This window comes from Arthrobacter sp. yr096, from assembly GCF_900108925.1.
In the GTDB taxonomy this organism is placed as follows: Bacteria; Actinomycetota; Actinomycetes; order Actinomycetales; family Micrococcaceae; genus Arthrobacter.
Genome location: NZ_FNYI01000001.1, coordinates 798,206 through 821,321 on the forward strand (window position 1 = coordinate 798,206; position 23,116 = coordinate 821,321).

The window sequence follows — 23,116 nt, forward strand, 5'->3', positions numbered from 1 at the left end:
GGTGCTATCTGGCGGCAGGGGCCAGGATGGTGAGGCTGTTCCAGCCTGTACCGATCCTTGTGGGCGTTCCCCAGGTCCTGTTCGACCCCACCGGGTAGTATCGCAATTCGCCGATGGTAGTCCGTGCAATGATCCCTGTGGAGCCGGCGCCGGCAAATCCGCGCACCGCGCCGATACTGGAGATAACATTCCACCCCGTCCCCACAGTGCTCGCGGCTTCCTGGACGAAGTTTCCTGTGCCGTTGGTGCGGTACAGCTTGAGATCGCCGGCGCCGGTCTTCACCAGGAGGTCGGCATTGGAATCCTTGTCGAAGTCCATCTGCACGATGTCCAGGCCACTCCAACCCACCCCAATGGCGACCCCGGTAGAAACGGTTTTCCCGGCGGGGTTGTTGAAGTAGTACAGCCGCCCGGTGGAGTCATACCCCACAAGGCCCGGGTGGGCGTCGGTCTTCTTCCACGTGCCAACGCTCAGCGTCCAGCCCTTCCAGTTGCTGCCAAGGGAGACAGGAGCACCAAATCCGCTGCCGTTCCGTCCCGGGTAGACATTCACCCGGCCATCTGACCACTGCGCCACGATGTCCAACGCGCCGTCGCCGTTCCAGTCAGTCACGAATCCGGCAACCAGGCCGGCCCAGCCAGTGCCGATGAGGTCTTCCGGAAGGAGAGCCGTGGTCCCGGTACCCGGGTACCGATATAGATTGGCATCGGGGCGGACGGCGAGAACATCTTCCTGATCCACGCCGAGGGTCGTCTCCACGTCAAGTGGGGCATCACTGATCAGGCTCGCATCATTCCAGCCCAAGCCGATGAGGCTGCGGTTGCCCCAGGTTCCCGAACCTGCGGGATAGTAGTACAAATCGCCATTGGCTGCCCGGGCGTGGAGCCCCTGGGAGTCCGCGCCGGAGAAGTCTATTGCGGAAGAAACCGACGTCATGCCGGCCCAACCGGTTCCGATGACACGGCCAGGCTCGTTGAAAAAGCTGCCAACGCCATTGGAGCGGAAGAGCCGGAGGGTACCGTCAGCCGTCCGCGAGACGATGTCTTGGTTGCCGTCGCCGTCAAAGTCGATCTGGTTGAGCTGGTGTCCGCTGAATCCTGTTCCGATCAGAACGCCATTTCCCAGGCCACCACCGCTGCCGTTCGGGTAACGGTACAAATTGCCAAGGTAATCCTGGCCGATAACCCCCGGATAGGCATCCTTGGAGTTCCACCAGCCAACTGTCAGGGACATTTCCTGCCAACCGGAACCGACCTGCACCGGGGCGTAGAAGCTGCCTCCGGGGCCACCCCGGAACACCTTCAGTGTGCCATCGCCCCATTGGGAAAGGATGTCCTGAACGCCGTCCTGGTCCCAGTCCACAACGTACATCGCCTTTGCGCCGGACCATCCTGAGCCTATGGCCACTGGCCCGGTGATCCGACCGGATCCGGATGCGGGGAACACATCCAAGCGGCCCGCCGGGTTGGTGGTGAGGATGTCGGCGCCGGATTTAATGGATGGATTCGAAGGAGACGAAACCCCGCGAGCGAAGGTCCTCAATTGGTCGTAGCTGCCGTTGAAGATGTTTGAATCACCTTCGAAGGGGCCCGTGCTGCTGTATTGCCACATCGTGTAGTTGCCCCAACTGGCCGGCAAGGACCCCGGCGAGTTCGTTGGGTTGTTCCAGTACGAGGCGATCCAGAGGGGATAGCTCCCGAAGGTCGAGTTGCCGACGCAGGTGTTCCACCAATCGGTGGTGCTGTAGATGACCGGGAACCGCCCGGTCAATGCCTTGACGGTGTTACCAAAATCGGCCGCCCATTGCCCCAACTGCGCTTTGGACATGTCGTAGCAGGTGTTGCCGAAGTAGAAGCCGTTGATGGTGCGCCCGGCGTACGGGTTGTACTCGATGTCCAGGACTGGCGGGAGGGTGTAGCCGTCGGCCGTCCAGCCGCCCCCGTTTGCCACGAAGTACCGGGCCTGGTCAGCGCCTGATGACCAGTTGGGGATGGCAAAGTGGTAGGCGCCCCGCACCATGCCCACGTTGCGTGAGCCGTTGTACTGCTGTGTGTAGTTCTCGTTGAGGTAGTAGTTGCCTTCGGATGCTTTGACGTACGCCCAGCGGGATCCTTGGTTCCACTGGCTCTGCCAGTTGACGTTGCCCTGGTGTGCGCTGACGTCCTGTCCGGCGACACCTACGGTGGGGCGCCAGTGGCCAGGGTCCGCAGCCATCGGAACTGCGGTGCTGACCGCGCTTCCGATGGCACGCGAGCCCAACGCTCCCGACGCGCTGTTCTGCTTGGCCGCCAGAACCCGGGGGGATCGCTGTCCCATTTCGGCGCCGCCAGCAGGAATGGAAGCCCGCATGGCCGCTTTCATGGTCTCTGCATCAGGTGCGTTGCCCGGCATTGCCTGTGCTTTGGGAAGCTGCGCCGTGGCACCATTCGATGGTTCCGCGGCAGGCGAAGGCGGTACGTAGGGCGAAGGCTCGACGGCGGGAAGTGGCTGTTGTTCTACGGGCGCCTGTTGTGTGAGGGGAGTGCCGCCGGGCTGCACCGGGTCGACGCCGTTGCCGGCAGGCCGTGGTCCCTGCGTGGGCGTTGATGTCTGAGTCTCTGGTAGAGGAGCTGGCTGGGGTCCGGAAGACTCCGCCAGAGCTGGCGCGCCCAGGCAACTTCCGGCTACGAGGGCGATTGTCAGCGCTAAGCCGGCCCGTGCCAGCTGGGTGCGGCGGGGTGCGTCACTTGAACGTCTTTTCATCTTCATATCCGGCCCTGTACCGCGGCTCAGCGGCGCATGGGGTGGCTTGCGGACAAGCTCCGGGGCGGGCGCTTGCGCATGAGACCAAAGGCCAGCTCCTAACGGCCTTTACCCTAACATCCTGGGACTGGAGTGACTAGTGGGATTGAGGATGCTGAAGGGATGGATTTATCCCAAGTTATCCACATGTACAGCAGAGCAAGTTGAGGCTGTGGAATGGCTCGCTTAGCGTAAATGACTCGAGATATGTCTCTCGTTTACGGGCATAAGAGCAATTGGGGGAGCTGTGGATGCAGTAAGGATCGTCGAAGGCGAGGTCCGGGAACTTATTCGGCGCCGCGGCCTCGATCCCCTGGAGCAAGTTGCGGACGTACGGCTACTGGTGGAGGCGGCCGTCAACGACTACGACGAACGTGCGCTTCTGGGGCCGCTTCCTCCATTGGGTCATTTGGAGACCGCCCGCCGGCACATCTTTGATGCAGTGGCAGGTTTCGGGCCGCTTCAACCACTCCTGGATGACTCGTCAGTTGAAGAGGTATGGATCAACGCGCCGCACGAGGTCTATGTCGCACGCAATGGGGAATCGGAGCTAACCGCGCTCAGCCTTACTGAGCAACAGGTGCGCGATCTCGTTGAAAGAATGCTCAAGACTTCGGGGCGCCGGCTGGACCTGTCATCACCGTTCGTGGATGCGGCACTGCCCGACGGCTCGAGGCTGCATGTGGCCATACCCGACATCACCCGGAAGCATTGGGCCGTCAACATCAGGAAGTTCATCGCTCGGGCCAGCAGGCTGGAGCACTTGGTGGAACTGGGGTCGCTGACGCCTCAGGCTGCCAGGTTCTTGGGGGCGGCGGTGGCCAGCGGCCTCAACATACTGGTGTCAGGCGCCACCCAGGCCGGGAAGACCACCATGCTGAACTGCCTGGCTGCCCACATCGGCTCCCGGGAACGCGTCATCACCGTCGAGGAAATCTTCGAACTCCAACTCCCATTGCGGGACGTGGTTGGTTTGCAGTGCCGCCAACCCAACCTGGAGGGTGGGGGCGAAATTCCACTGCGCCGGCTGGTCAAGGAAGCGCTCCGGATGCGGCCGGACCGCTTGGTCGTGGGCGAAGTCCGTGAAGCTGAAAGCCTGGACATGCTGATCGCGCTGAATTCCGGCTTGCCCGGGATGTGTACTGTGCATGCCAATTCAGCGCACGACGCCGTAACGAAGATCTGCACCCTCCCGCTACTGGCCGGGGCGAACATTTCCAGTGCCTTTGTGGTACCGACGGTAGCATCCTGCATCGACCTCGTGGTGCACTGTGGCCGTCATTCCACCGGACGCAGGCAGGTGACTGAAATCCTTTCACTGGGGCGGAGGGTGGAAAACGGAGTCATCGAATCGTCCGGTGTCTTTGGCATGGCGGACGGTCGTCTGCAGCCCAAGGCCAACTCGATGCCAGCAGCGGATAAGTTTGCCCGCGCAGGTTTCGATGTTGCTGCCCTCCTGGAGGTCAACTGATGGCACCACTTCTGGGATCCATGTGCGGCTTGGGCCTTTTCCTTGTGTGGTGGTCTGCATGGGTGCAGCCACCAGCAGAAGCGAGGACCCCCAAGGCGAAGCGCTTGGACCTTCTGCTGGGGTCGGCAGGAATTGAGAAGGTGACGGGTGGAGGCCTGCTGCTCACTTGCGGATGTTTTGGTCTCACTGCGCTACTGGTGTTCCTCGTTATCACTGGCTCGCCCCCGGTTTCCGTGTGCTTCGCCCTGTTCGGCTCCTGGATCCCGTTTGCCATCGTGCGCTGGCGGGCACGCAAACGCAGGGCGGCCCTTCGGCTGCTGTGGCCGGATGTGGTGGACCACCTGCGCTCAGCGATTCGGGCAGGCCTCGCACTACCGGAAGCACTGATCCAACTGGGCCATAAAGGGCCCGAGGAATTGAGGGCGCTGTTCCTCGATTTCGGAGCCGACTACAGATCAGGCGGACGGTTTGATGCTGCCCTGAACAGACTCAAAGACCGCCTCGCAGATCCTGTGGCAGACCGGATCATAGAGGCGTTGCGAATGACCCGTGAAGTGGGCGGTTCCGACCTTGGGCGCATGTTGGGCATCCTTTCCGAATTCCTTCGGGACAGCGCACGAACCCGCAGTGAGCTCGAAGCCAGGCAATCATGGACGATTAATGCCGCCCGTCTGGCGGTCGCGGCACCCTGGATTGTTCTGGTCGTCATGGCAGGCCGGCCCGAAGCAATGCTGGCCTACAACTCAGGCCTTGGGGCCATGGTGTTGCTCGGTGGGCTGTTGGTTTCCGTCGTGTGCTATTCGGTCATGCTCAGGGTTGGCGCCTTGCCGGAGGACGAACGGGTGCTGCGATGACCACGTTGACCGCATGGGCCGTCCTATGCGGCGCCATTCTCGGCACGGGCTGTTGGCTGGTGGTGGGGCGGCTGCCGTTCATGCGCCGGGTAACCTTCTCGGACCGTATCGAACCCCAGCTGAAGTCACAGAATCTGGAGTCACGGCTTCTCCGGGTGACGTCGCATAACTCGACTCCTTTTGGGCCGCTGGAAAGGATACTTCGGCCGGTCATCGCAGATGCCACCCGTTATTTGTCCCGTCGCAATCTCGGATCAGCAGCAGTGGCAAAGCGCCTCGCACGTGCCGGTTCGCCGAAGTCGACACTGGACTTTCGGGCAGAACAGCTTCTATGGGCCGGGGCAGGGTTCTTGCTCGCAGTACTTGTGGTGGCCATCAGTGCTGCAAGCGGAGGCTTCAGCCCGGTGGTGTCGTTGCTTTCAGTGATCGGCAGCGGATTGGCGGGATACATGCTGCGCGACTATGTACTGGGCCAACAGATCAAGCGACGCGAATCGGTGATGATGTCGGAGTTTCCCAGCCTTGCAGAGTTGATGGCGCTCGCCGTCGCTGCCGGAGAAAGCGCCATGGGTGCCATGGACAGGGTAAGCCGTAGCTCAAGTGGAGAGCTCTCCGCCGAGTTCTCCATCATCCTTGCCGATGCCCGGTCAGGAACTCCACTGGCTGAGGCGCTCCATGCATTCGCTTCAAGATCGGAGTTGCCTCCGCTGGTCAGGTTCTTTGATGGCCTGGTGGTTGCGGTCGAGCGGGGAACACCCTTGGCGGATGTGCTCCGGGCACAAGCTGCCGACGTCCGTGACGCCGCGAAACGTGACCTCATGGAGTCTGCTGGCAGAAAGGAGATAGCCATGATGGTGCCTTTGGTCTTCGGCGTACTGCCCCTCACGGTCGTCTTTGCGGCCTTTCCAGCAATCGCGGCCCTGGAGATGAGCTTTTAGGGCCCACCTGGTCTGTCTATTCAACGTCCATTCAACAAGATCGCGTTCATACGCACACCTCACATTGGGAGAAGCATGAAAATAGCAACCACCCTGACAATTCTGATCTTTGTCTGTTCGTCGCGGTTGACGGCAGTTGTGCTCCGTGGAGTGCCTCCCCGCCAATACCGTGACCGCGGTGATGTGCCGGGCTGGGTGATGATCACACTGATGTCAGCAGTCCTCGTCGCAGGGCTTCTCGCGCTTGCCACTCCGGCATTGAGTGACCTTTTCAATCAGGCGATGAGCAAGGTAGGCAAGTAGTACATGCGGCGGAGCCGCCCTTTGACTGCGACGCCCGCTGCTTGCCGGCCGATGAGTGATACTGCCGAGCGCGGGGCCGCGGTAGTCGATTTTATCCTGGTCGGGGCACTTCTGACTGTGTTCTTCATGGCCATCATCCAACTCACATTGATTCTGCACGTCAGGAACACCCTCATCGACGCCGCTGCGTCAGGAGCCCGCTTTGGATCGCTGGCTGATCGCGGCCCCGCAGAGGCCAAAGCGCGGACGGCCGAGTTAATCGGCGTGGCCTTGAACAGCGACTTTGCCGGTGAAGTTGGCTCGGCAGAAGTAGTTATTGACGGTATTCGCGCCTTGGAGGTCACGGTGAAGGCGCCCCTGCCCGTTGTTGGGCTGCTTGGGCCAGGCGGAACGCTGGAGGTGAAGGGACATGCGGCGCTTTGGGACTAAGCCTCGGTGGACACCGATGACCGATGTCCGGACCAGGGTGAGCGAAGCGCTGTGCATCCTCTTGCTCAGGGAGCAAGACTCCACAGGAGTTTCTTTTGAACCTTCAGCCCGAATGGCCCTTGAATCTGAAGCGCAAACCGGCGACGCTGAAGCACAAATCCGGGCAGCTGAATCACAAAAGGGCAGCGCCGTAGTCGAATTTACGTTCCTGGCGCTTCTGCTCATGGTTCCCGTGGTCTATTTTGTGGTGACGATAGGCCAGATTCAGGGTGGGTCGTTTGCCGTTGTCGGCGCTGCGGACCAGGCCGCAAAGGTCTTTGTTTCCGAGGGGGATGTTGCCCGGGCGAGAACTGCAGCCGAACGGACCGTCAAGCTGGCTCTGAACGATTACGGCTACGGGCAGGAGCAAGCTCGGGTTGAAGTAGCTTGCGATCGTGCAGACTGCCTATCCGCTGGAGCCCTGGTCACCGTGACCGTGGTGTTGGATGTTCCGTTGCCCATGGTTCCTTTTGGCGATGCGCTGCGCTTGAAGGCCAGCCGCCTGACTGCTTCTGCAACCCAGGTAGTTGGACGATACCAATGAGGCTGTCGCGACCTTGCGCAAGTGACCATGAAGATGGCCAAACATCGGTGCTCATTGTGGGATACGTGGTGATTGCCCTGCTCCTGGCCACGGTGGTCATGGCGGCCTCAGCGATTTACCTTGAGCATAAAAAATTGCTTTCCCTTGCCGATGGAGCAGCGCTCGCAGCAGCCGATTCCTACATGGTGGGGGACATCGGCGGCGGGACGATGCCGTCGACAATCCTCGTGAACGAACGCGTGACAAACGCTGCAAAGTCCTACCTCCTCAACAACGGCGCCTTCGCCCGGCACGACCACTTGGCGGTAGGAGCCGGAACGGAAAGTTTGCCCGGCGGGACAGCGGTGGTGGTGCTCACCGCCGTCGCGCATCCTCCCGTCATCAGTTTCCTGGTGCCCGACGGGGTAGTCATTGAGGCCAGGTCCCTAGCCCGCTCCAGGCTGACTCAGTAATGGCCGCAGGGATCTGTGGGAGCCGTCAGGGGAGCGCGGTGGATAGCGTACGCTGGGATGACCATGGCTGAGATAGATTTTCCCGCAGAAATCCGCGCACTTCGCGCAACTTACAGCTCCATCGAGAACGTCACCGATGTTGATGCACTTAAAGCTGAGATCGCTGAATTGAGCGAGCAGGCCGGCGCCCCCGATCTTTGGGACGACCCCGCTTCAGCTCAGGTGATCACCTCGCGGTTGTCGCACCGGCAGTCTGAGGTTGAGCGTTTGTCCAAGCTCGCTTCCCGGATCGACGACCTCGAAGTCCTGGTGGAACTGGGCCAGGACGAGGGCGACGAGGACTCCATGGCGGAAGCCGCGAAGGAACTGTCTTCCATTCGTAAAGCGTTGGCCGAACTCGAGATTACAACGCTGTTGCCCGGGGAGTATGACGAACGCGAAGCTGTGGTCACCATTCGGGCAGGTGCCGGTGGCGTCGATGCTGCCGACTTCGCGGAGATGTTGATGAGAATGTACCTCCGGTGGGCCGAGCGCCACGGCTATCCAACCACCGTGATGGATACGTCCTACGCCGAAGAAGCAGGCTTGAAATCCGCTACCTTCGAAGTCAAGGCTCCTTACGCTTTTGGTACTTTGAGCGTCGAGGCAGGCACACACCGGCTGGTCCGAATCAGCCCGTTCGATAATCAAGGGCGGCGCCAGACGTCATTCGCGGCCGTTGAGGTCATCCCCCTGATCGAGCAGACTGACTCAATCGAGATTCCGGATAACGAGATCCGAGTCGACGTCTTCCGTTCTTCGGGCCCCGGTGGCCAGTCAGTGAACACCACCGACTCCGCAGTTCGCCTGACCCACATTCCCACTGGGATTGTGGTTTCGATGCAGAACGAAAAATCCCAGCTCCAGAACAGGGCTGCTGCCATGCGTGTGCTGCAGTCCCGTCTGCTGTTGGTGAAGAAGGAACAGCAGGACGCGGAGAAGAAGGCCCTTGCCGGGGACGTCAAAGCATCCTGGGGCGATCAAATGCGTTCTTATGTGCTCAATCCTTACCAAATGGTCAAGGACCTGCGAACGGAACACGAAGTAGGCAACACATCGGCCGTCCTGGACGGCGACATCGATGATTTCATCGATGCCGGCATTCGCTGGCGTACGGGCAACCGCAACGCGGCGGCCAACTAGGCGAGGGCTTGGATTCCACGACACGCCCTTGAAAGCCGCGGTTTCCGCGCTTACCCGTGCGTATAGTCGAGTGGCCGGTGCTCTCACTTCCCCCATCGAAAGCCCGCGCTCCGGCTGTTGGACTGGGCGACTATGTCATGTCCGGCGGGGTTCTAAGGGCCATGATCAGATTCGAGAATGTCACCAAGGTCTACGAGCAGAATGCCCGACCGGCGCTCGACTCTGTCAGCCTTGATATCAACCGCGGCGAGTTCACCTTCCTGGTGGGAGCGTCGGGGTCAGGAAAATCCACTTTCCTGCGATTGATCCTGAAGGAAGACAAAGCCTCCTCCGGATCCGTGTACGTGGCCGGCCAAAACGTTGCGAACATCTCCAGTTGGCGCGTCCCGAAACTCCGTCGTGGCATAGGTGTGGTCTTTCAGGATTTCCGCCTCCTGCCCCAAAAGAATGTCTTCGCCAACGTTGCCTTCGCGATGCAGGTCATTGGCAAGAGCCGCTCCATCATTCGTGAGACAGTCCCGGAGGTCTTGAAGACCGTCGGCCTGGAGGGCAAGGAACGACGCATGCCCCACGAGCTCTCAGGCGGCGAGCAACAGCGCGTGGCCATCGCCCGCGCAGTGGTTAATCGTCCCGGCATTCTGCTGGCGGACGAACCGACGGGCAACCTGGACCCCATCACCTCGATGGGAATCATGGGTGTCCTGGACAAGATCAACCAGAACGGCACCACGGTAGTTATGGCAACCCACGACGACGACATCGTGAACGAAATGCGCCGCCGTGTGGTGGAACTCAAGAACGGCAAGGTCATCCGTGACGAGGCCAAGGCTCTCTATACGTCGATGATTCCGGTGGTTGGCGAATCGCGTCGGCTCAAGGACGCCAGCGGCGAGGAACTCAACCGTGCGCAGGGGGCCCAACTGTGAGGCTTTTGTTTATCCTGGGGGAAATCGGCAGCGGTCTCCGACGGAACCTCTCCATGGTGATTTCCGTGGTCTTGGTAACTTTTGTTTCGCTCACCTTCGTTGGTGCTGCCGGAATGCTGCAGATGCAGATCAACCAGATGAAGGGCTACTGGTACGACAAAGTCCAGGTGGCCGTCTTCCTTTGCAATGACGGTTCGACAGCGGTGGGTTGTGCTTCCGGTCCTGCCACCAAAGAGCAGCAAGCCAACCTGCAGGCAATGCTTGAGTCGCCGGCAGTCAAGCAATACATCAACGACTTCCAGTTCGAATCCCAGGCCGAGGCGTACACACACTTCAAGGAACAGTTCTCCAACTCTCCCATTGTTGACTCCGTGTCCGAGGATCAGTTGCCGGCGTCTTTCCGGATCAACATGAAGAACCCGGAGAAGTATCAAATCATCAGCGAGACGTTCTCTTCACAGCCGGGAGTGGAGACCGTAAGTGACCAAAGACAGGTCCTCGAACGGATCTTCTCCTGGATGAACGGTGCATCTGTTGCCGCGATGGGTGTAGCCGCGGTAATGATTTTCTGCGCTGTTCTGCTGATTACCACCACCATCCGGCTTTCGGCCTTTAGCCGACGGCGGGAAACCGGAATCATGCGGCTCGTAGGTGCTTCCAAGACGGTTATTCAATTGCCGTTCATTCTGGAAGGTGTCATAGCCGCCGTCGTGGGTGCTGTACTTGCGTCGGTAACGTTGTGGCTCATGGCCCACTTTTGGCTGAATGGGGATTTGTCCACGCAGTTCCTCAACACTCCGTTTATTTCCTCAACTCAGGTGTTGGTGATCGCGCCAGTGCTGATTGCGCTGGGTGCCGGACTGGCCGGGATATCCTCTTTGTTGACCCTCCGGCGTTACCTGAAGGTTTAGCCATGAACATCCAGACTCAACGTGCAAGCCTGCTGACAACCGAAAAGGACTCCCGATGACGACGTTGTACCCAAACTCCTTGCGCCGGCGCTTAGCGTCGGGCAATGCTCGGATTCTGGGTGCCGTTCTTGCGGTGGGTCTGGCTGTCAGTCTCCTTTCTGGTGCCCCCGCCGCCCAGGCCGACAACCTTGAAGACCAGCAAGCCGCCCTCGAGGCAGAGGCTGCCCGGGTACAGGCTTCACTGGAGTTTGTGGATGCAAACATCGCAAAAGCTGCTGGGGATCTGGTGATCTACCAAGGCCGCCTTCCCGGCGCCCAGCAGGCTCTGCTTGAGGCCCAGGGGCGTGTAGCCAGTGCGGTCAAGGAAGTTGAGGCGTTGGCCGCCCGGGTTGAGCTTGCCCAGCAGAACAAGGCCAAGATCACCGAGCAGCTTGAAAGCGACAAGCAGAAGATCACCGAGACCAAGAAGTTGATCGGCCAGATCGCCTCCCAGGCCTACAAATCCGGTGGCGTCCCCACAAACGTTGCTCTTTTGTTCGGCTCCAGCGAAACCGGCAGCCTGACGGAATCCATGGACTTGGCTGACCAAGCCATGCGCAGCCAAAACGCTGCGATGACCAAACTGACCCAGCAAAACGCAACCAACGTCAATTCCCAGGCTAGGCTGGTTGCCGTCGAGGAAGAGATCCAGGATCTCAAAGCCAAGGCAGACGCTGCGTTGGAACGGGAGAAATCCGCACGGGACGAGGCTGCAAGCAAGAAAGCCGAAGTCGACAAGCTGATCGAGGACACAACTCGCCTCAACGGGCAGCTCCAGGCCGCTAAGCCGGGTATCGAAGCCAATCTCGCGCGGGTCAAGGCCGAGCAGGACACTGTGGCAGCCGAAATTGTGGAGCGTGACCGGAAGCTTCGGGAAGCATGGGAAGCCGAACAGCGGCGCCTTGCCGCTGAAGCCGCAGCAGCAGCGGCCGCAGCCGCAGCAGCCCAGGGTCGGCCGGCACCTCCGGAAGCACCCTATGTCCCACCGGCAGCGGGATCGCCGTCCGCCTTCGGATTGCGCCACCCCTTCGCCAGTTACGTGCCCATCACGTCCGGATTCGGCTGGCGGGCAACACCCCCCGGAACCATCGATTTCTACGGCACCGGTGGGTACATGCACACTGGCATCGACTTTGGCGCAGCGTGCGGCACTCCCGTCTACGCGGCGGCAGCGGGCGAAGTGTTCAACTCGGGTTGGAATTCTGCCGACGGCGGTGGCTGGCGGGTGAAGCTTTCCCACGGTGTCGTGCAAGGAAACTCTCTGACAACCATCTACTACCACAACAGCAGCATCGTGGTAGCCAACGGCCAACGGGTCTCCGCGGGCCAGCTCATTGCCTATTCGGGAAGCACTGGTAACTCCACCGGATGCCACGCGCACTTCGAAACGTGGCTGAACGGTTCGGCAGTGGACCCCATGAACCTCCTGTAGTGCCCGGAGTGGTCCTCGTGCTGGCGTACACTAGTTGAAATCCGCATCTATCAAGGAGTTCTACCGTGCCCAAGGAAAGTGGCCGTAAGGTAGTGGCCACCAATCGGAAGGCCCGGCATAATTACCATGTCCTGGACACCTATGAGGCAGGCATTGCCCTCATGGGAACGGAAGTGAAGTCCCTTCGAGAGGGCCACGCTTCCATGGTGGATGGATTCTGCACCTTCTATAACGACGAGTTGTGGATGGAGGGAATCCACATCCCCGAATATCACCAGGGAAGCTGGACCAACCATGCCGCGCGCCGGCGTCGCAAGCTCTTGCTGCATCGCGACGAACTGGACAAGATCTCGCAGAAGATCCGCGAATCAGGCTTCACGGTAGTGCCGCTTCAGTTGTACTTCCTGGACGGCCGGGCGAAGGTGGAAATTGCCATTGCCCGGGGTAAGAAGGATTACGACAAGCGGCAGACCCTTCGCGAGCAGCAGGACAAGCGCGAATCGCTCCGTGAACTGCGGGAACGCAACCGCCGCTAGGCAACACGCAGGCTGTTCCGGGAATGAGATGCCGGATGAATGCGTTATGATGAGTAGTCCGACAGTAGCTCCAATCTTCTGTCGGGTTTGGTAACAAAATACGGGGATGATCGGTTTCGACGATGTTAGTCGCGACAGGTGAAGCGGGCCGAGGATGCAGAATTATCTCGTAAACGCTGTCTGCAAACCAATAAGTGCCGAATCTAAGCGCACTGACTTCGCTCTCGCTGCCTAAGCAGTAAGACAGTCCGTCAGCCCGGGGCTGCTATCGCCCCGGTTCCTGGCGTCATTTAGATAGCCACTGCTGTTTGCCTTCGTCATTGAGGTAAACGGGACTCTTAGATGACTGGGCCCGGATCAGCCGCCTGTTTGCAGGACGGCTGGGGCCGAGAAAATCCGACGCAAACTGCGCCCGGAGAAGCCCTGACAAAACGACATCGGACGGGGGTTCAATTCCCCCCATCTCCACCGAGGAACGCCCTCGGATCTTCGTGATCCGGGGGCTTTTTCTGTGCCCGTAAAAAGCGTTCACCCACGGCGTACCAACTTATGGAGTAGTAGGCCGTCGTTGGCGGTTGCAGTGGATAGGCAACTGGACCGCACGCTAGCGGGGCAGCCTACAGGGGTAGCAGGAGGTACGGGATGAGCACCCAGCCGGAGTTCGAACAACCGGAGTTGGATCCGCAGAACGTCGTAGACGAAGACCAAGCATTGGACGCCTACTCCCGGATTGTCATTAGTGTGGCGGCGTCCGTGACGCCCCACGTCGCGGCCATTGAAATGACCAGCACCGGCCGTCGAGGCCAAATCAGGGTGGGCAGCGGATCGGCGGTCGTTTTCACCGGTGATGGCTACATGTTGACGAATGCCCACGTGGTGGCAGGCATCCAGGCAGGCAGGGCCGTCTTCGCCGATGGCAAGCACACGGACGTGGAGTTGGTCGGCGCAGATCCTTTGTCCGATCTGGCTGTGGTCCGGGGCCTTAGGTCCACTCCGCCGCCTGCTCTGCTGGGAAATGCAGATACGTTGCGAGTGGGGCAGCTGGTGATCGCAGTGGGCAACCCGCTGGGTTTGGCGGGATCTGTGACCGCGGGAGTCGTGAGTGGGCTGGGCAGGTCCATCCCTGTCCGGGCAGGCGAACACCGGCGCGTCATTGAGGACGTCATTCAGACGGACGCCGCGCTGAATCCCGGCAACTCGGGTGGTGCTTTGGCGGACACCCGGGGCCGCATAGTCGGAATTAACACGGCTGTGGCAGGTCTGGGGCTCGGGTTGGCGGTGCCCATCAACAGGACAACGCAACGCATCATCGCGTCGCTGTTAAGGGACGGCAAGGTACACCGTGCCTATCTGGGCCTGGTGAGTACACCGATACCCCTTGACGCCAGTGCAGTGGTGCGGACGGGCCAGAAGGAGGGCCTACGCGTTGTGGAGGTGATACAGGACTCCCCGGCGGAGTTGTCGGGACTCCAGCCAGGCGACCTCGTCCTCCGTGCCCAGGGGCGGGCCGTGTCCAGCGCGGAAAGCCTCCAGAAGCTACTGTTCGAAGAAGCCATTGGGGAATCTTTCCCTTTGACAGTGCTGCGGGACGAAAAAATCCTGCAGCTCATAGCAGTGCCGTCCGAAATGAGCCAACAGTGAGGACAGCCTAGGACTGCTTCTCCGGGACATCCACCACGCCAATGAAGCGGCTGCCTATACCTTCGTATTCGCTGCGGACTTCGCCGAGGAACAGGGCTGGCAGTTCGCTGTTGCGGTGCGTGCCACAAAACACGAAGGAAAAGTCCGGCCACCATTTTTTGGGACGAATGGCCTCGGAGTAGCCGCATACGGCGCAGGTGAGCTGGACCCAGACGGGCCGTTTGCCAGTGCGGTTGGCGCGCGACTGAACCAGCCAGGCGGGGGGATTGTCCTGGATCTCCCGGAGGTCTGCCTCGCTCAGCCGGGACGGAATGCCGTGGCGTTGGGCCATTTCCATCGAAATATCAAGGGCCAATGCGGCATCACGTCTGCTAATCACCATTCAACGATACGGGACTTCCCGGGCGTAGGCTGTGCTCATGACTGATGCAGCGGCCCTGCCACCCAGCACTCCGCTCCAGAAACGCGTTCTTGTGGTGGCAATCGTGGCCTCGTTCATCGCTATCCTCGATGGATTTGTGGTGAATCTCGCACTCCCTGCCATCGGGCGCGAGCTCGGCGGGGGCTTGGTCATCCAGCAATGGGTGGTAGATGCGTATCTGCTGACGCTGGGTGCGCTGATCCTGGTGGCAGGCTCTTTGTCCGACCATTTCGGCAGGGCACGAATACTTGAATGGGGCTTGGCGGGCTTCGGCATAACGTCTGTCATGTGTGGTCTCGCTTGGAATGGTGAAGTCCTGGTTGTTTCGAGGGCTCTCCAGGGCATAGCCGGAGCCCTGCTGGTTCCCAGCTCGCTCGCGATGATCATTACGTCGTTCTCCGGCCCTTCACAATCGAAAGCCATTGGACAGTGGTCCGGTTGGACCAGTGCTGCGGCCATCGTCGGTCCGCTGATTGGGGGTATGGCTGTTGATCTTCTGTCGTGGCGTGTCATCTTTTTCATCAACGTCATCCCCGCAATTGGCGTCTGGCCGATGCTTGCCGGCCTCCGGGCGTCCGATGCCGCGAGGGACAGGAGCAAGCGCATTGATTACCTGGGCGCCTTCCTTGCCATGATCGGCCTGGGCGGTCCGGTGTACGCGTTCATCGAACAGGGCCGTATGGGTTGGGGGAGTGTCCAGGTGTGGCTGCCCTTGGTGGTTGGTGCAGCGGCCGTGGTCTTGTTCCTCATCCATGAGGCGAGGACAGCCGAGCCCATGCTGCCTTTGAGGTTGTTCGCTATCCGTAATTTTGGTTGGGGAAACATTGCAACGCTGGCCATCTACGCGGGGATATCGCTTGGCTTCTTCGTGTTGGGAATCTACCTGCAGCAGGTGGGTGGCATGGGAGCCACCGCGGCCGGCATCGCGTTGCTTCCGGGGACGGTAATCCTGATGCTGGGTGCGTCTTACTTCGGTGGGTTGGCTGGCAAGTATGGCCCCCGGTGGTTCATGACTGTGGGCCCGGCGCTGTGTGGCGTGGGCTTCCTGATGGCTTTGTCTGTTCAGGAACCTCTCAACTATTGGGCCCAGGTATTGCCCGGCCAGATCGTCTTCGGCCTGGGCTTGGCCACGCTCGTGGCGCCCCTGACAGCCGCAATTCTTGGTGCTGTCCCGCCTGAAGAGGCTGGAATCGGCTCGGCAGTGAACAATGCTGTAGCCCGCATCGCCGGGTTGATCGCGATTGCGTTCGCTGGGGTGATCGTGGGGCCGGTCTTTAGCAGGGACGGTCTGTACAACGCCCTGCTGGTCACGGCAGGCCTGTTCCTGATCGGTGCGGTGGCATCCGCCGTCGGGATCCGAAACCCTGCGCCTGATGCGGCCGCCGCTTCCAGCGAAACTGATACAGCGTCCGACGACGGCGGCGCGGCCGGGCAACGTGCCTGACCTTTAGTGCGTCCCGGGTCAGAGCGCGGGAAGGACGCACCCTTCATGGATCCCTGCGCTCTGCACCCAGAGGGCCGACGTCACTTCGTCCGCGAGATCGAACTCGCGTCGCTGGGGTCCGCTGCCAATGCGCACCACCAGTGCCCCTCCAAAGGGTTTCCGTCCCACCACTTCCACTGGTGCGTCCAACGAGATCTCCTCTGCAGCAAGGTACCTGAGGAGGTCTGGATTCTCATCACTGATCCGGGTGATGCGGCCCGCATGGCCGTCGTCGAGCTCGATCATGCGGTAGGCGGGCGGCAACTTAACCGTGCCATCGGCGGATGGAATCGGATCGCCGTGAGGATCGCGGACAGGATGCCCAAGCTTCGCGGACATGCGTTCGATGAACGTATCTGACACCGCATGTTCCAGCATTTCGGCTTCGTCGTGGACCTCATCCCAGCTGTAGCCGAGTTGCTCCACCAGGTACGTCTCGATGAGGCGGTGCCGGCGGACCATGGACAGCGCCAGGCGCATGCCCTCGGGGGTTAGCCGGATGGCGCTGTACGGTTGGTGGTCCACCAGGCCCTGGTCCTTGAGCTTGCGGACCATCTCAGACACCGACGAGTTTGCCACACCCAGGCGCTGGGCCAGCTGGGAGGAGGTAATCGGCTTGTCTTGCCACTCCGTATAGGAGTAGATGACCTTCACGTAGTCCTCTATCGAGGAGGAGGGCGTACTGGTCTTCACAAGCCAAGCCTACCGTGGCGGTGCGGGGTGAACCTTGACCGCACGCCAGGTTTGCGTCACGTAGGGCAACTGGACGGTCCCACCCGGCGCGTGCCCCAAATGGTCGTACAGGTACCACTGCAGGTTACCCATGACTTTTGCCCGCGTGGAATCGCCGGCGCGAAGGTAGTAGCTGCGGGATTTTGTGAGCTCCATGATGTCTTCGGGCGTCAGTGGGTCCTCCCAGGCCGTGAGGTGGCGCTCCAGTCCGGCGAACTCCGGCCCGATGACAGGACGGAAGCCGGGCTTATGGACATCGCCCGCGTGCATGATGCGCGAAAGCCGGTGGACCCACGGAATGGACGTATCCAATTGGTTCCAGATCAGTCCAAGGGTTCCTTGCGGCCTCAGGATTCGGGCGATCTCTGTGCAGGCAATGAGGGGATCGCACCAGTGCCAAGCCTGGGCAACGCTGACGACGTCGAATGCTGAGTCCGCCAGTCCAGTTGCCTCGGCCGTGCCTTCCAATGCGTTGACCTGCGGATAGCTTTTCCGCAGTTGCTCCAGCATGTCTGCCGAAGGATCGACGGCGGTTACGTCAAGTCCGCGTTCGACGAGAAGGGCCGTGAACTTTCCGGTTCCTGCGCCCAGGTCCGCGGCTGTCTGCGATGCGTCTGGAAGGAGCCACTCCAAGGAATCCGCGGGGTAACCGGGCCGCACGCGATCGTAGTGCTCACCGCCATCTTGGAAGCTTTGGCCGAGTTCGTGGCGCCGTGTGGCATGGAGTTTCGGACCGCGTGGTCCGGCGGGACCTGGAGTGCCTGCCGCACCGCTTGAGGCGCCCGGGGAACGCAAGGACACGCAGAACTCCTTCACAGGGTGCCAAAAGATACCCTACGAATTTACCGCAGCGCGAGCTCGGGCCGCAGCTTGCCTGGTCCAGCGTGCCTGGTCCACCGTGCCTAATCCACCGTGCAGGGTGCAGCGCCAGCGGTGCCGGGAGTATTCGGCGCCCACTCCGGGTACGTGCGGTGGTCGTTCGCCGGTACCCAGCGGCCCTCGTCCACTACGTAGTCCCAACCAAGGCCGGTGAGCTTGAGCGTCTCGATGCCGGCGAGCAGCCGTGTGGCGTCCTCCAACCGGGAGCCGACGCCGAAGCTGGCACGCAACGAACCGGAGGGAAGACCCAGGCGCTTGAGCAACGGGTGGGCGCAGAAACGGCCATCACGGAGGCCGACGCCGTGTTCCGCAGCCAGGTAGGCGGCGACCAGGCCGGCGTCGAATCCCTCTACGGAGAAATTGACTACGCCGATGGTGTCTTCCGAATCGGAGAAGATCTGGTGAACGGTGACGCCATCGATTGCTTCGAGGCCTTCCACCAGGTAGGAACGGATGGCCGATTCATGGGCGTGCCAGGCGTCCTGGTCCAGCCCGGAGATCACTTGGGTGGCCCTGGCAAGAGTTGCAGCCCCCAGGACGTTGGGGGAGCCACCCTCATGCCGTGCCGGTCCGGTGGCCCAGCTGACGGAATCGAGGCGCGCTTCGCGAACAGCGCCACCACCTGCCAGATGGGGGGTGCCGGCGTCGAGCCAATCCGGCCGGCCCACGACGACGCCCGCGCCGAAGGGTGCGTAAAGCTTGTGGCCAGAGAAGACAACGTAATCGACGTCGGCCTCTGCAATGTTGATCCGGCGATGGGGTGCAAGCTGGGCAGCATCCACCACGATCCGGGCACCGTACTCGTGGGCCAAAGAGGCGAGCTGGGCGATGGGAAGGATTTCGCCGGTGACGTTGGAAGCTCCAGTCACGGCTAGGAGGCTTACGCCACCCTGGGCCAACTCGGCGCGGAGTTTATCCACCGTGGCCGCCAATGTTGGTGCAGCGATGACGCTCCGGTGCGGCACGCCTTGCCAGGGGAGCAGGTTGGCGTGGTGTTCGATGTCCAGGTACAGGACCTCGCCGGAATACTGGCCATCATGCTGTGGCAGGCACCCTGCCAGCAGGTTCAAGGAGTCTGTGGTGTTGCGCGTAAAGATGACGGAATCGTCAGCCCTGCCGCCCACGAAGTCACGGACGATGTTCCGTGAGTTCTCGTAGACAGAGGTGCTGATCTGGGAAGCGTAGCCTGCCCCGCGGTGAACGCTGGCGTAGTAGGGCAGCACTTCATTCAGATAGGCCGAGACGATGGTCAGGGCTGGGGCGGATGCTCCGTAGTCGAGATTCGCGTAACGAACGTGGCCGCCTTGGATCAGCGGAGCCTGCAACTCTGCACCGGTTACGGCTGCGAGGGGCCGTACGGCTGCGGACGCCTGGGCTGCGGATTCTTCGGGGAAGGACGGAATGATGTTTGAGTCGAACGTGACAGTGCTCATGGGACCTCACTCAAGAGGGACCCCCATAGGGGATCCGCGCTTGCCGCATCCGTTCCGGACCGGCCGGGTCGTCACCCGGGGCACCCCACCGCGAATGGAGGGTTGCCGGCCAGCAAACCGGGGTTTAGCGCTGGCACTCGTGACCTGTAAAAAAGGTTAGGGCACTCCACGTGGCCCATCCAAAGCCGGAACCGTTTATTAAGCTCATTGTTACGCCGGTTGCAAAAATTGCGATTGCCCGAATTAAGAACGGCGGACGACCCCAAAAGGGGTCATCCGCCGTCGAAAATTCCGTAGGTCGCCCCGCGGGATCTACCTGTGCTTCATCTTAGAGGAGGTCGTCCAGCCCGGGGTTGAGTCGTTTGAGGACCTCCGAGTGGAGAATCGAGTTGGTTGCCAAAGCGTTTCCGCCGAACGGGCCGTCTTCACCTTCCAGGGAGGTAAACCGGCCGCCGGCTTCGGTGACGATGGGGACGAGTGCGGCCATGTCGTACAGATTCAGTTCGGGCTCGCAGGCGATGTCCACCGCACCCTCCGCCACCAGGCAGTAAGACCAGAAATCACCGTAGGCACGCGTTCGCCAAACGTCCTCCGTGAGTCCCATGAACTCGTCAAGGTTGCCACGTTGCTTCCAGCCGGACAGGCTTGAATACGACATCGAAGCGTCGGCCAGTCGGGAAACATTGGACACTTTGAGCCTGGTAGCGGAGGCAAGGGAGCGGCCCATGTAGGCGCCCATATCCTTCGCAGCCCACCAGCGCTTGCCCAGAGCCGGGGCGCTCACCACGCCTACTACTGGTTCGCCCTCGTCCACGAGGGCGATGAGGGTTGCCCATACCGGAACGCCGCGGACGAAATTCTTGGTCCCATCGATGGGGTCGATGATCCAGCGGCGCGAGCCGTGACCGCTGCTGCCAAACTCTTCGCCGAGGACGGCGTCACGCGGGCGGGAGCGCGACAGCTGACCGCGAATGGCTTCTTCGGCGGCCTTGTCAGCATCCGTGACAGGGGTGAGGTCCGGCTTGGTTTCGATCTGCAGGTCCAGCGCCTTGAAGCGATCCATGGTCTGGGCGTCAACGGAATCAGCGAGGACGTGGGCAAGGCGCAGGTCATCGTTGTAGGTGGAAACGGGATGGGTCATGCCACCAAACTATCCTGAATCATTCGCTGCAGTGGGGACGTGAAGCCCTAAACGATCAGTTGACGGTGCCCAGTTCCTTGGTCTCTTTGGCTTCCAGCCTGGGGTCTGCACCCAGCAGGCGTCGAAGGGATGCCAAGCGGGCAACCCCCGACGGCCCGGCATGGCCATCGTTGACCCATGGATCCAAACCACAATTGATGGCAGTGGCATCGTGCTTGCAGCCGCGGTCGCAAGCTTCCGTGCCTGGTTCAAGATCCGGGAAGGAATGCAGGATCCGGTCTGGGTCAACGTGGGCCAGTCCGAACGAACGGATGCCCGGGGTGTCGATGATCCAGCTGCCGGACGGCGCATCCGCAAGTTTGAGCGCCAGGGCCGACGAGGATGTGTGCCGCCCCCGACCCGTCACCGCGTTGACGCCCCCGGTGGCACGCTCGGCCCCCGTCAGCGCATTGACCATGGTGGACTTGCCAACACCCGAGTGGCCGAGCATGACGGTGACTTTTCCGCCGAGGTGGGAGCGGAGTTGGGACACGGCGTCCCTGTCCAGCCGGGCAGATAATCCGTCGTCCGAGCGGGCGTCAATTCCGCCTGCTTCGGAGTCCGCAGTGCGGCTGATGATGACGGGGAAGTCCAGGCTCAGGTAGTTGGCGAGCAACTCCGCCGGATCTTTGACGTCTGCTTTGGTGATGAGGAGCAGCGGCTCGATGCCGGCGTCGTAGGCGGCCACCAAGGCGCGGTCGATGAATCCGGTACGCGGTTCCGGATTGGCTGCTGCCACCACCACCACCAGTTGATCGGCGTTGGCTACCACCACGCGTTCGATGGGGTCGGTGTCGTCAGCGCTGCGGCGCAGGAGGGTCCGGCGCTCTTCCACCCGGACCAGGCGGGCGAGGGTGTCCGGAGAACCTGAGACGTCGCCCACCAATGCCACAAAGTCGCCGGGGACTACGGGATTGCGGCGCAGTTCGCGTGCCCGCGCGGCGATGATCACGCGTTCGTTGGCAGAATCCTCGTCCACGATCGCCCTGTAGCGTCCGCGGTCCACTGTGATGATCCGGCCAATAACGGCATCATCGTGACTGGGCCGGTCCTTGGTGCGGGGCCTTGATCCTTTTTTGTTGGGTCGGATCCGGACATCGGATTCATCCCAGGAGCGTGCGTCGCGGCCCATAGTCAGTTGCTGGCCTCATCGGTGCTGGCAGATTGGAGCATTCGTGCCCAGATTTCCGGGAATTCAGGCATGGTCTTTGACGTGGTGGCGATGTCTTCAACCTGGACGCCCTCGACGGCAAGTCCCAGGATGGCACCCGCGGTGGCCATGCGGTGGTCGGCGTAGCTGTGGACCACGCCGGAATGGAGTCGGGCGGGGCGGATAATCAAGCCATCGGCGGTCTCTTCGGCGTCCCCGCCGAGTCGATTGATTTCGGCCACAAGCGCGGCAAGACGATCCGTTTCGTGCCCGCGGAGGTGCGCAATCCCGGTTAGTCTCGACGGGCTGGTTGCCAGTGCGCACAGAGCGGCCACGGTGGGTGCAAGTTCGCTGGTTTCGTCGAAGTCAGCGCCTTTGATCTCTTTGCCTCCGCTGACCGTCAGAGTCCCGTCCTGCAAAGTGACTTCGGCTCCCATGGTGGCCAGGATGGTTCGCCAGAGGTCGCCAACCTGGGTGGTTCCGGCTGGCCAGTTGGGGATCCGAACGGTTCCTCCAGTGGCCAGCGCTGCGGCCAGGAACGGCCCGGCGTTGGAGAGGTCCTGCTCGATCCGCTGGTCAAAGGCCCGGATGGGGCCGGGGGAGACCCTCCAGTGGTTGGGAACGGAGTCGTCCACGCTCACCCCGACGCTGCGGAGGACGGCCACGGTCATGCTGATGTGGTCAAGGCTTGGAACCGGCTTGCCGACGTGCTCCAAATGGAGACCTTCGGTGAAGCGTGCTCCTACCAACAGCAAGGCGGACACAAACTGCGATGAAGCGCTGGCGTCAATCACCAGGTGGCCGCCCCGGACTTCGCCGGTGCCCTCCACCGTGAATGGAAGGGCCGACGGCGTCCTGCCGCCCTCGGCCGCCACGTGGACACCGAGGGCAATCAATGCCTCGATGATGGTTCCCATGGGGCGGTTGCGGGCGTGGGGATCGCCGTCGAAGACGCTTGCGCCGTTTCGCAGTGCAGCCAGCGGGGGGACGAACCGCATGACGGTGCCAGCCAAGCCGCAGTCGATCTCTGTGCTTCCGCCGGCGGCCGCGGCATCCAGCGGAGTGATTTCCAGGTCCGGGCCGTAATCACCATCGCCGGGCACTTCGGTGACACTTGCACCCAACTGCCTCAGGGCCTGGATCATCAGGGCAGAGTCACGTGAATGGAGCGGTGCCCGGAGCCTGGAAGGACCATCCGCCAAAGCCGCCAACACCAGGAATCTGTTGGTCAGCGACTTTGAACCAGGTACCGTCACCGTGGCGTCCACGGGTCCCTTGGCATGCGGGGCCGGCCACAGTGGCAATGTGGAGCCGGTTTCGGTTGATTCGGTGTTAGCGGCGGTGGTACCGGTCATGCTT

22 protein-coding genes, 1 other RNA gene and 1 riboswitch are annotated in these 23,116 nt (G+C 61.5%); of the genes, 15 read left to right on the top strand and 8 right to left on the bottom strand.

The features are described 5' to 3' along the window. Window positions 1–4: 4 nt before the first annotated feature. Window positions 5–2,743 carry a GH25 family lysozyme gene (locus BMY91_RS03730; RefSeq protein WP_371261006.1) on the bottom strand — a complete coding sequence of 913 codons (2,739 nt, stop codon included), beginning with the start codon at window positions 2,741–2,743 and terminating at the stop codon, window positions 5–7. A gap of 286 nt (window positions 2,744–3,029) precedes the next feature. Here BMY91_RS03730 and BMY91_RS03735 point away from each other — a divergent pair, with 286 nt between their 5' ends. The 14 genes from BMY91_RS03735 to BMY91_RS03800 all read left to right on the top strand — a co-directional run bounded on the left by BMY91_RS03735 (window position 3,030) and on the right by BMY91_RS03800 (window position 14,479). Further along, the gene (locus BMY91_RS03735; protein WP_090818416.1) at window positions 3,030–4,253 is read left to right on the top strand and encodes a TadA family conjugal transfer-associated ATPase; all 1,224 of its coding nucleotides are present in this window, start codon (window positions 3,030–3,032) and stop codon (window positions 4,251–4,253) included. Continuing rightward, the gene (locus tag BMY91_RS03740) at window positions 4,253–5,107 is read left to right on the top strand and encodes a type II secretion system F family protein (RefSeq protein WP_090818419.1); all 855 of its coding nucleotides are present in this window, start codon (window positions 4,253–4,255) and stop codon (window positions 5,105–5,107) included. The genes BMY91_RS03735 and BMY91_RS03740 overlap by 1 nt, the downstream gene beginning before the upstream one ends. Continuing rightward, complete coding sequence (locus tag BMY91_RS03745; RefSeq protein ID WP_090818421.1) at window positions 5,104–6,045, top strand: type II secretion system F family protein; 942 nt, start codon at window positions 5,104–5,106, stop codon at window positions 6,043–6,045. Before BMY91_RS03740 ends, BMY91_RS03745 begins: the two co-directional genes overlap by 4 nt. A 75-nt stretch (window positions 6,046–6,120) precedes the next feature. Then, window positions 6,121–6,348, top strand: a complete 228-nt coding sequence (locus BMY91_RS03750) for a hypothetical protein (RefSeq protein WP_090818424.1) — start codon at window positions 6,121–6,123, stop codon at window positions 6,346–6,348. 51 nt (window positions 6,349–6,399) lie between these two features. Then, window positions 6,400–6,777: a TadE family protein gene (locus BMY91_RS03755; protein WP_256212563.1), complete on the top strand. Its 378-nt coding sequence runs from the start codon at window positions 6,400–6,402 to the stop codon at window positions 6,775–6,777. A gap of 112 nt (window positions 6,778–6,889) precedes the next feature. Further along, window positions 6,890–7,360, top strand: coding sequence for a hypothetical protein (locus BMY91_RS03760; RefSeq protein WP_090819151.1), 471 nt, complete (start codon window positions 6,890–6,892; stop codon window positions 7,358–7,360). Further along, the gene (locus tag BMY91_RS03765; RefSeq protein ID WP_090818430.1) at window positions 7,357–7,812 is read left to right on the top strand and encodes a pilus assembly protein TadG-related protein; all 456 of its coding nucleotides are present in this window, start codon (window positions 7,357–7,359) and stop codon (window positions 7,810–7,812) included. Before BMY91_RS03760 ends, BMY91_RS03765 begins: the two co-directional genes overlap by 4 nt. A 63-nt stretch (window positions 7,813–7,875) precedes the next feature. Then, window positions 7,876–8,994, top strand: coding sequence for a peptide chain release factor 2 (gene prfB / locus BMY91_RS03770; RefSeq protein ID WP_090819154.1), 1,119 nt, complete (start codon window positions 7,876–7,878; stop codon window positions 8,992–8,994). A 161-nt stretch (window positions 8,995–9,155) separates the two neighbouring features. Further along, window positions 9,156–9,920 (top strand): cell division ATP-binding protein FtsE, encoded by a 765-nt coding sequence (gene ftsE / locus BMY91_RS03775; protein ID WP_090818433.1) that lies wholly within the window; start codon window positions 9,156–9,158, stop codon window positions 9,918–9,920. Beyond that, complete coding sequence (ftsX, locus tag BMY91_RS03780) at window positions 9,917–10,831, top strand: permease-like cell division protein FtsX (RefSeq protein WP_090818436.1); 915 nt, start codon at window positions 9,917–9,919, stop codon at window positions 10,829–10,831. The genes ftsE and ftsX overlap by 4 nt, the downstream gene beginning before the upstream one ends. Window positions 10,832–10,886: 55 nt before the next feature. Continuing rightward, complete coding sequence (locus tag BMY91_RS03785) at window positions 10,887–12,302, top strand: M23 family metallopeptidase (RefSeq protein ID WP_090818439.1); 1,416 nt, start codon at window positions 10,887–10,889, stop codon at window positions 12,300–12,302. Between the two features lie 65 nt (window positions 12,303–12,367). Next, window positions 12,368–12,838, top strand: a complete 471-nt coding sequence (gene smpB / locus BMY91_RS03790) for an SsrA-binding protein SmpB (protein WP_017198498.1) — start codon at window positions 12,368–12,370, stop codon at window positions 12,836–12,838. A gap of 102 nt (window positions 12,839–12,940) precedes the next feature. Beyond that, window positions 12,941–13,309, top strand: a transfer-messenger RNA (tmRNA) gene (gene ssrA, locus BMY91_RS03795). 171 nt (window positions 13,310–13,480) lie between these two features. Beyond that, window positions 13,481–14,479: a S1C family serine protease gene (locus BMY91_RS03800; RefSeq protein ID WP_090818443.1), complete on the top strand. Its 999-nt coding sequence runs from the start codon at window positions 13,481–13,483 to the stop codon at window positions 14,477–14,479. A 7-nt stretch (window positions 14,480–14,486) separates the two neighbouring features. On the opposite strand, the gene BMY91_RS03805 is transcribed toward BMY91_RS03800, so the two are convergent. Further along, complete coding sequence (locus BMY91_RS03805) at window positions 14,487–14,861, bottom strand: hypothetical protein (protein WP_254779687.1); 375 nt, start codon at window positions 14,859–14,861, stop codon at window positions 14,487–14,489. A 31-nt stretch (window positions 14,862–14,892) separates the two neighbouring features. Between BMY91_RS03805 and BMY91_RS03810 the strand changes: the two genes are divergently transcribed. Next, window positions 14,893–16,344: a DHA2 family efflux MFS transporter permease subunit gene (locus BMY91_RS03810; RefSeq protein WP_090818449.1), complete on the top strand. Its 1,452-nt coding sequence runs from the start codon at window positions 14,893–14,895 to the stop codon at window positions 16,342–16,344. Between the two features lie 18 nt (window positions 16,345–16,362). Here the strand turns inward: BMY91_RS03810 and BMY91_RS03815 are convergent, their stop codons facing one another. The 6 genes from BMY91_RS03815 to aroA form a co-directional block, all read right to left on the bottom strand. Beyond that, the gene (locus BMY91_RS03815; protein ID WP_090818452.1) at window positions 16,363–17,076 is read right to left on the bottom strand and encodes a metal-dependent transcriptional regulator; all 714 of its coding nucleotides are present in this window, start codon (window positions 17,074–17,076) and stop codon (window positions 16,363–16,365) included. Window positions 17,077–17,085: 9 nt separating this feature from the next. Further along, window positions 17,086–17,910 (bottom strand): class I SAM-dependent methyltransferase, encoded by an 825-nt coding sequence (locus BMY91_RS03820; protein WP_256212573.1) that lies wholly within the window; start codon window positions 17,908–17,910, stop codon window positions 17,086–17,088. Window positions 17,911–18,017: 107 nt separating this feature from the next. Beyond that, complete coding sequence (locus BMY91_RS03825; protein ID WP_090818458.1) at window positions 18,018–19,427, bottom strand: aminotransferase class V-fold PLP-dependent enzyme; 1,410 nt, start codon at window positions 19,425–19,427, stop codon at window positions 18,018–18,020. Between the two features lie 31 nt (window positions 19,428–19,458). Next, window positions 19,459–19,572, bottom strand: a riboswitch (SAM riboswitch). 183 nt (window positions 19,573–19,755) lie between these two features. Beyond that, complete coding sequence (hisN, locus tag BMY91_RS03830; protein ID WP_090818461.1) at window positions 19,756–20,568, bottom strand: histidinol-phosphatase; 813 nt, start codon at window positions 20,566–20,568, stop codon at window positions 19,756–19,758. A gap of 55 nt (window positions 20,569–20,623) precedes the next feature. Next, on the bottom strand, window positions 20,624–21,739 hold the full coding sequence (locus BMY91_RS03835) for a ribosome small subunit-dependent GTPase A (protein ID WP_090818466.1): 1,116 nt from the start codon (window positions 21,737–21,739) through the stop codon (window positions 20,624–20,626). 2 nt (window positions 21,740–21,741) lie between these two features. Further along, window positions 21,742–23,112, bottom strand: a complete 1,371-nt coding sequence (gene aroA, locus BMY91_RS03840; RefSeq protein WP_090818469.1) for a 3-phosphoshikimate 1-carboxyvinyltransferase — start codon at window positions 23,110–23,112, stop codon at window positions 21,742–21,744. Between the last annotated feature and the right edge of the window lie 4 nt (window positions 23,113–23,116).

What these genes read in the sequence shown, in the direction of transcription:
- BMY91_RS03765 (WP_090818430.1), top strand. Translation starts at nt 7,357, where the DNA reads ATGAGGCTGTCGCGACCTTGCGCAAGTGACCATGAAGATGGCCAAACA.
- BMY91_RS03800 (WP_090818443.1), top strand. Translation starts at nt 13,481, where the DNA reads ATGAGCACCCAGCCGGAGTTCGAACAACCGGAGTTGGATCCGCAGAAC.
- ftsE (WP_090818433.1), top strand. Translation starts at nt 9,156, where the DNA reads ATGATCAGATTCGAGAATGTCACCAAGGTCTACGAGCAGAATGCCCGA.
- BMY91_RS03740 (WP_090818419.1), top strand. Translation starts at nt 4,253, where the DNA reads ATGGCACCACTTCTGGGATCCATGTGCGGCTTGGGCCTTTTCCTTGTG.
- BMY91_RS03835 (WP_090818466.1), bottom strand. Translation starts at nt 21,739, where the DNA reads ATGGGCCGCGACGCACGCTCCTGGGATGAATCCGATGTCCGGATCCGA.
- prfB (WP_090819154.1), top strand. Translation starts at nt 7,876, where the DNA reads ATGGCTGAGATAGATTTTCCCGCAGAAATCCGCGCACTTCGCGCAACT.
- BMY91_RS03785 (WP_090818439.1), top strand. Translation starts at nt 10,887, where the DNA reads ATGACGACGTTGTACCCAAACTCCTTGCGCCGGCGCTTAGCGTCGGGC.
- BMY91_RS03750 (WP_090818424.1), top strand. Translation starts at nt 6,121, where the DNA reads ATGAAAATAGCAACCACCCTGACAATTCTGATCTTTGTCTGTTCGTCG.
- hisN (WP_090818461.1), bottom strand. Translation starts at nt 20,568, where the DNA reads ATGACCCATCCCGTTTCCACCTACAACGATGACCTGCGCCTTGCCCAC.
- aroA (WP_090818469.1), bottom strand. Translation starts at nt 23,112, where the DNA reads ATGACCGGTACCACCGCCGCTAACACCGAATCAACCGAAACCGGCTCC.
- BMY91_RS03745 (WP_090818421.1), top strand. Translation starts at nt 5,104, where the DNA reads ATGACCACGTTGACCGCATGGGCCGTCCTATGCGGCGCCATTCTCGGC.
- BMY91_RS03760 (WP_090819151.1), top strand. Translation starts at nt 6,890, where the DNA reads ATGGCCCTTGAATCTGAAGCGCAAACCGGCGACGCTGAAGCACAAATC.
- BMY91_RS03805 (WP_254779687.1), bottom strand. Translation starts at nt 14,861, where the DNA reads ATGGTGATTAGCAGACGTGATGCCGCATTGGCCCTTGATATTTCGATG.
- BMY91_RS03755 (WP_256212563.1), top strand. Translation starts at nt 6,400, where the DNA reads ATGAGTGATACTGCCGAGCGCGGGGCCGCGGTAGTCGATTTTATCCTG.
- BMY91_RS03730 (WP_371261006.1), bottom strand. Translation starts at nt 2,743, where the DNA reads ATGAAAAGACGTTCAAGTGACGCACCCCGCCGCACCCAGCTGGCACGG.
- BMY91_RS03825 (WP_090818458.1), bottom strand. Translation starts at nt 19,427, where the DNA reads ATGAGCACTGTCACGTTCGACTCAAACATCATTCCGTCCTTCCCCGAA.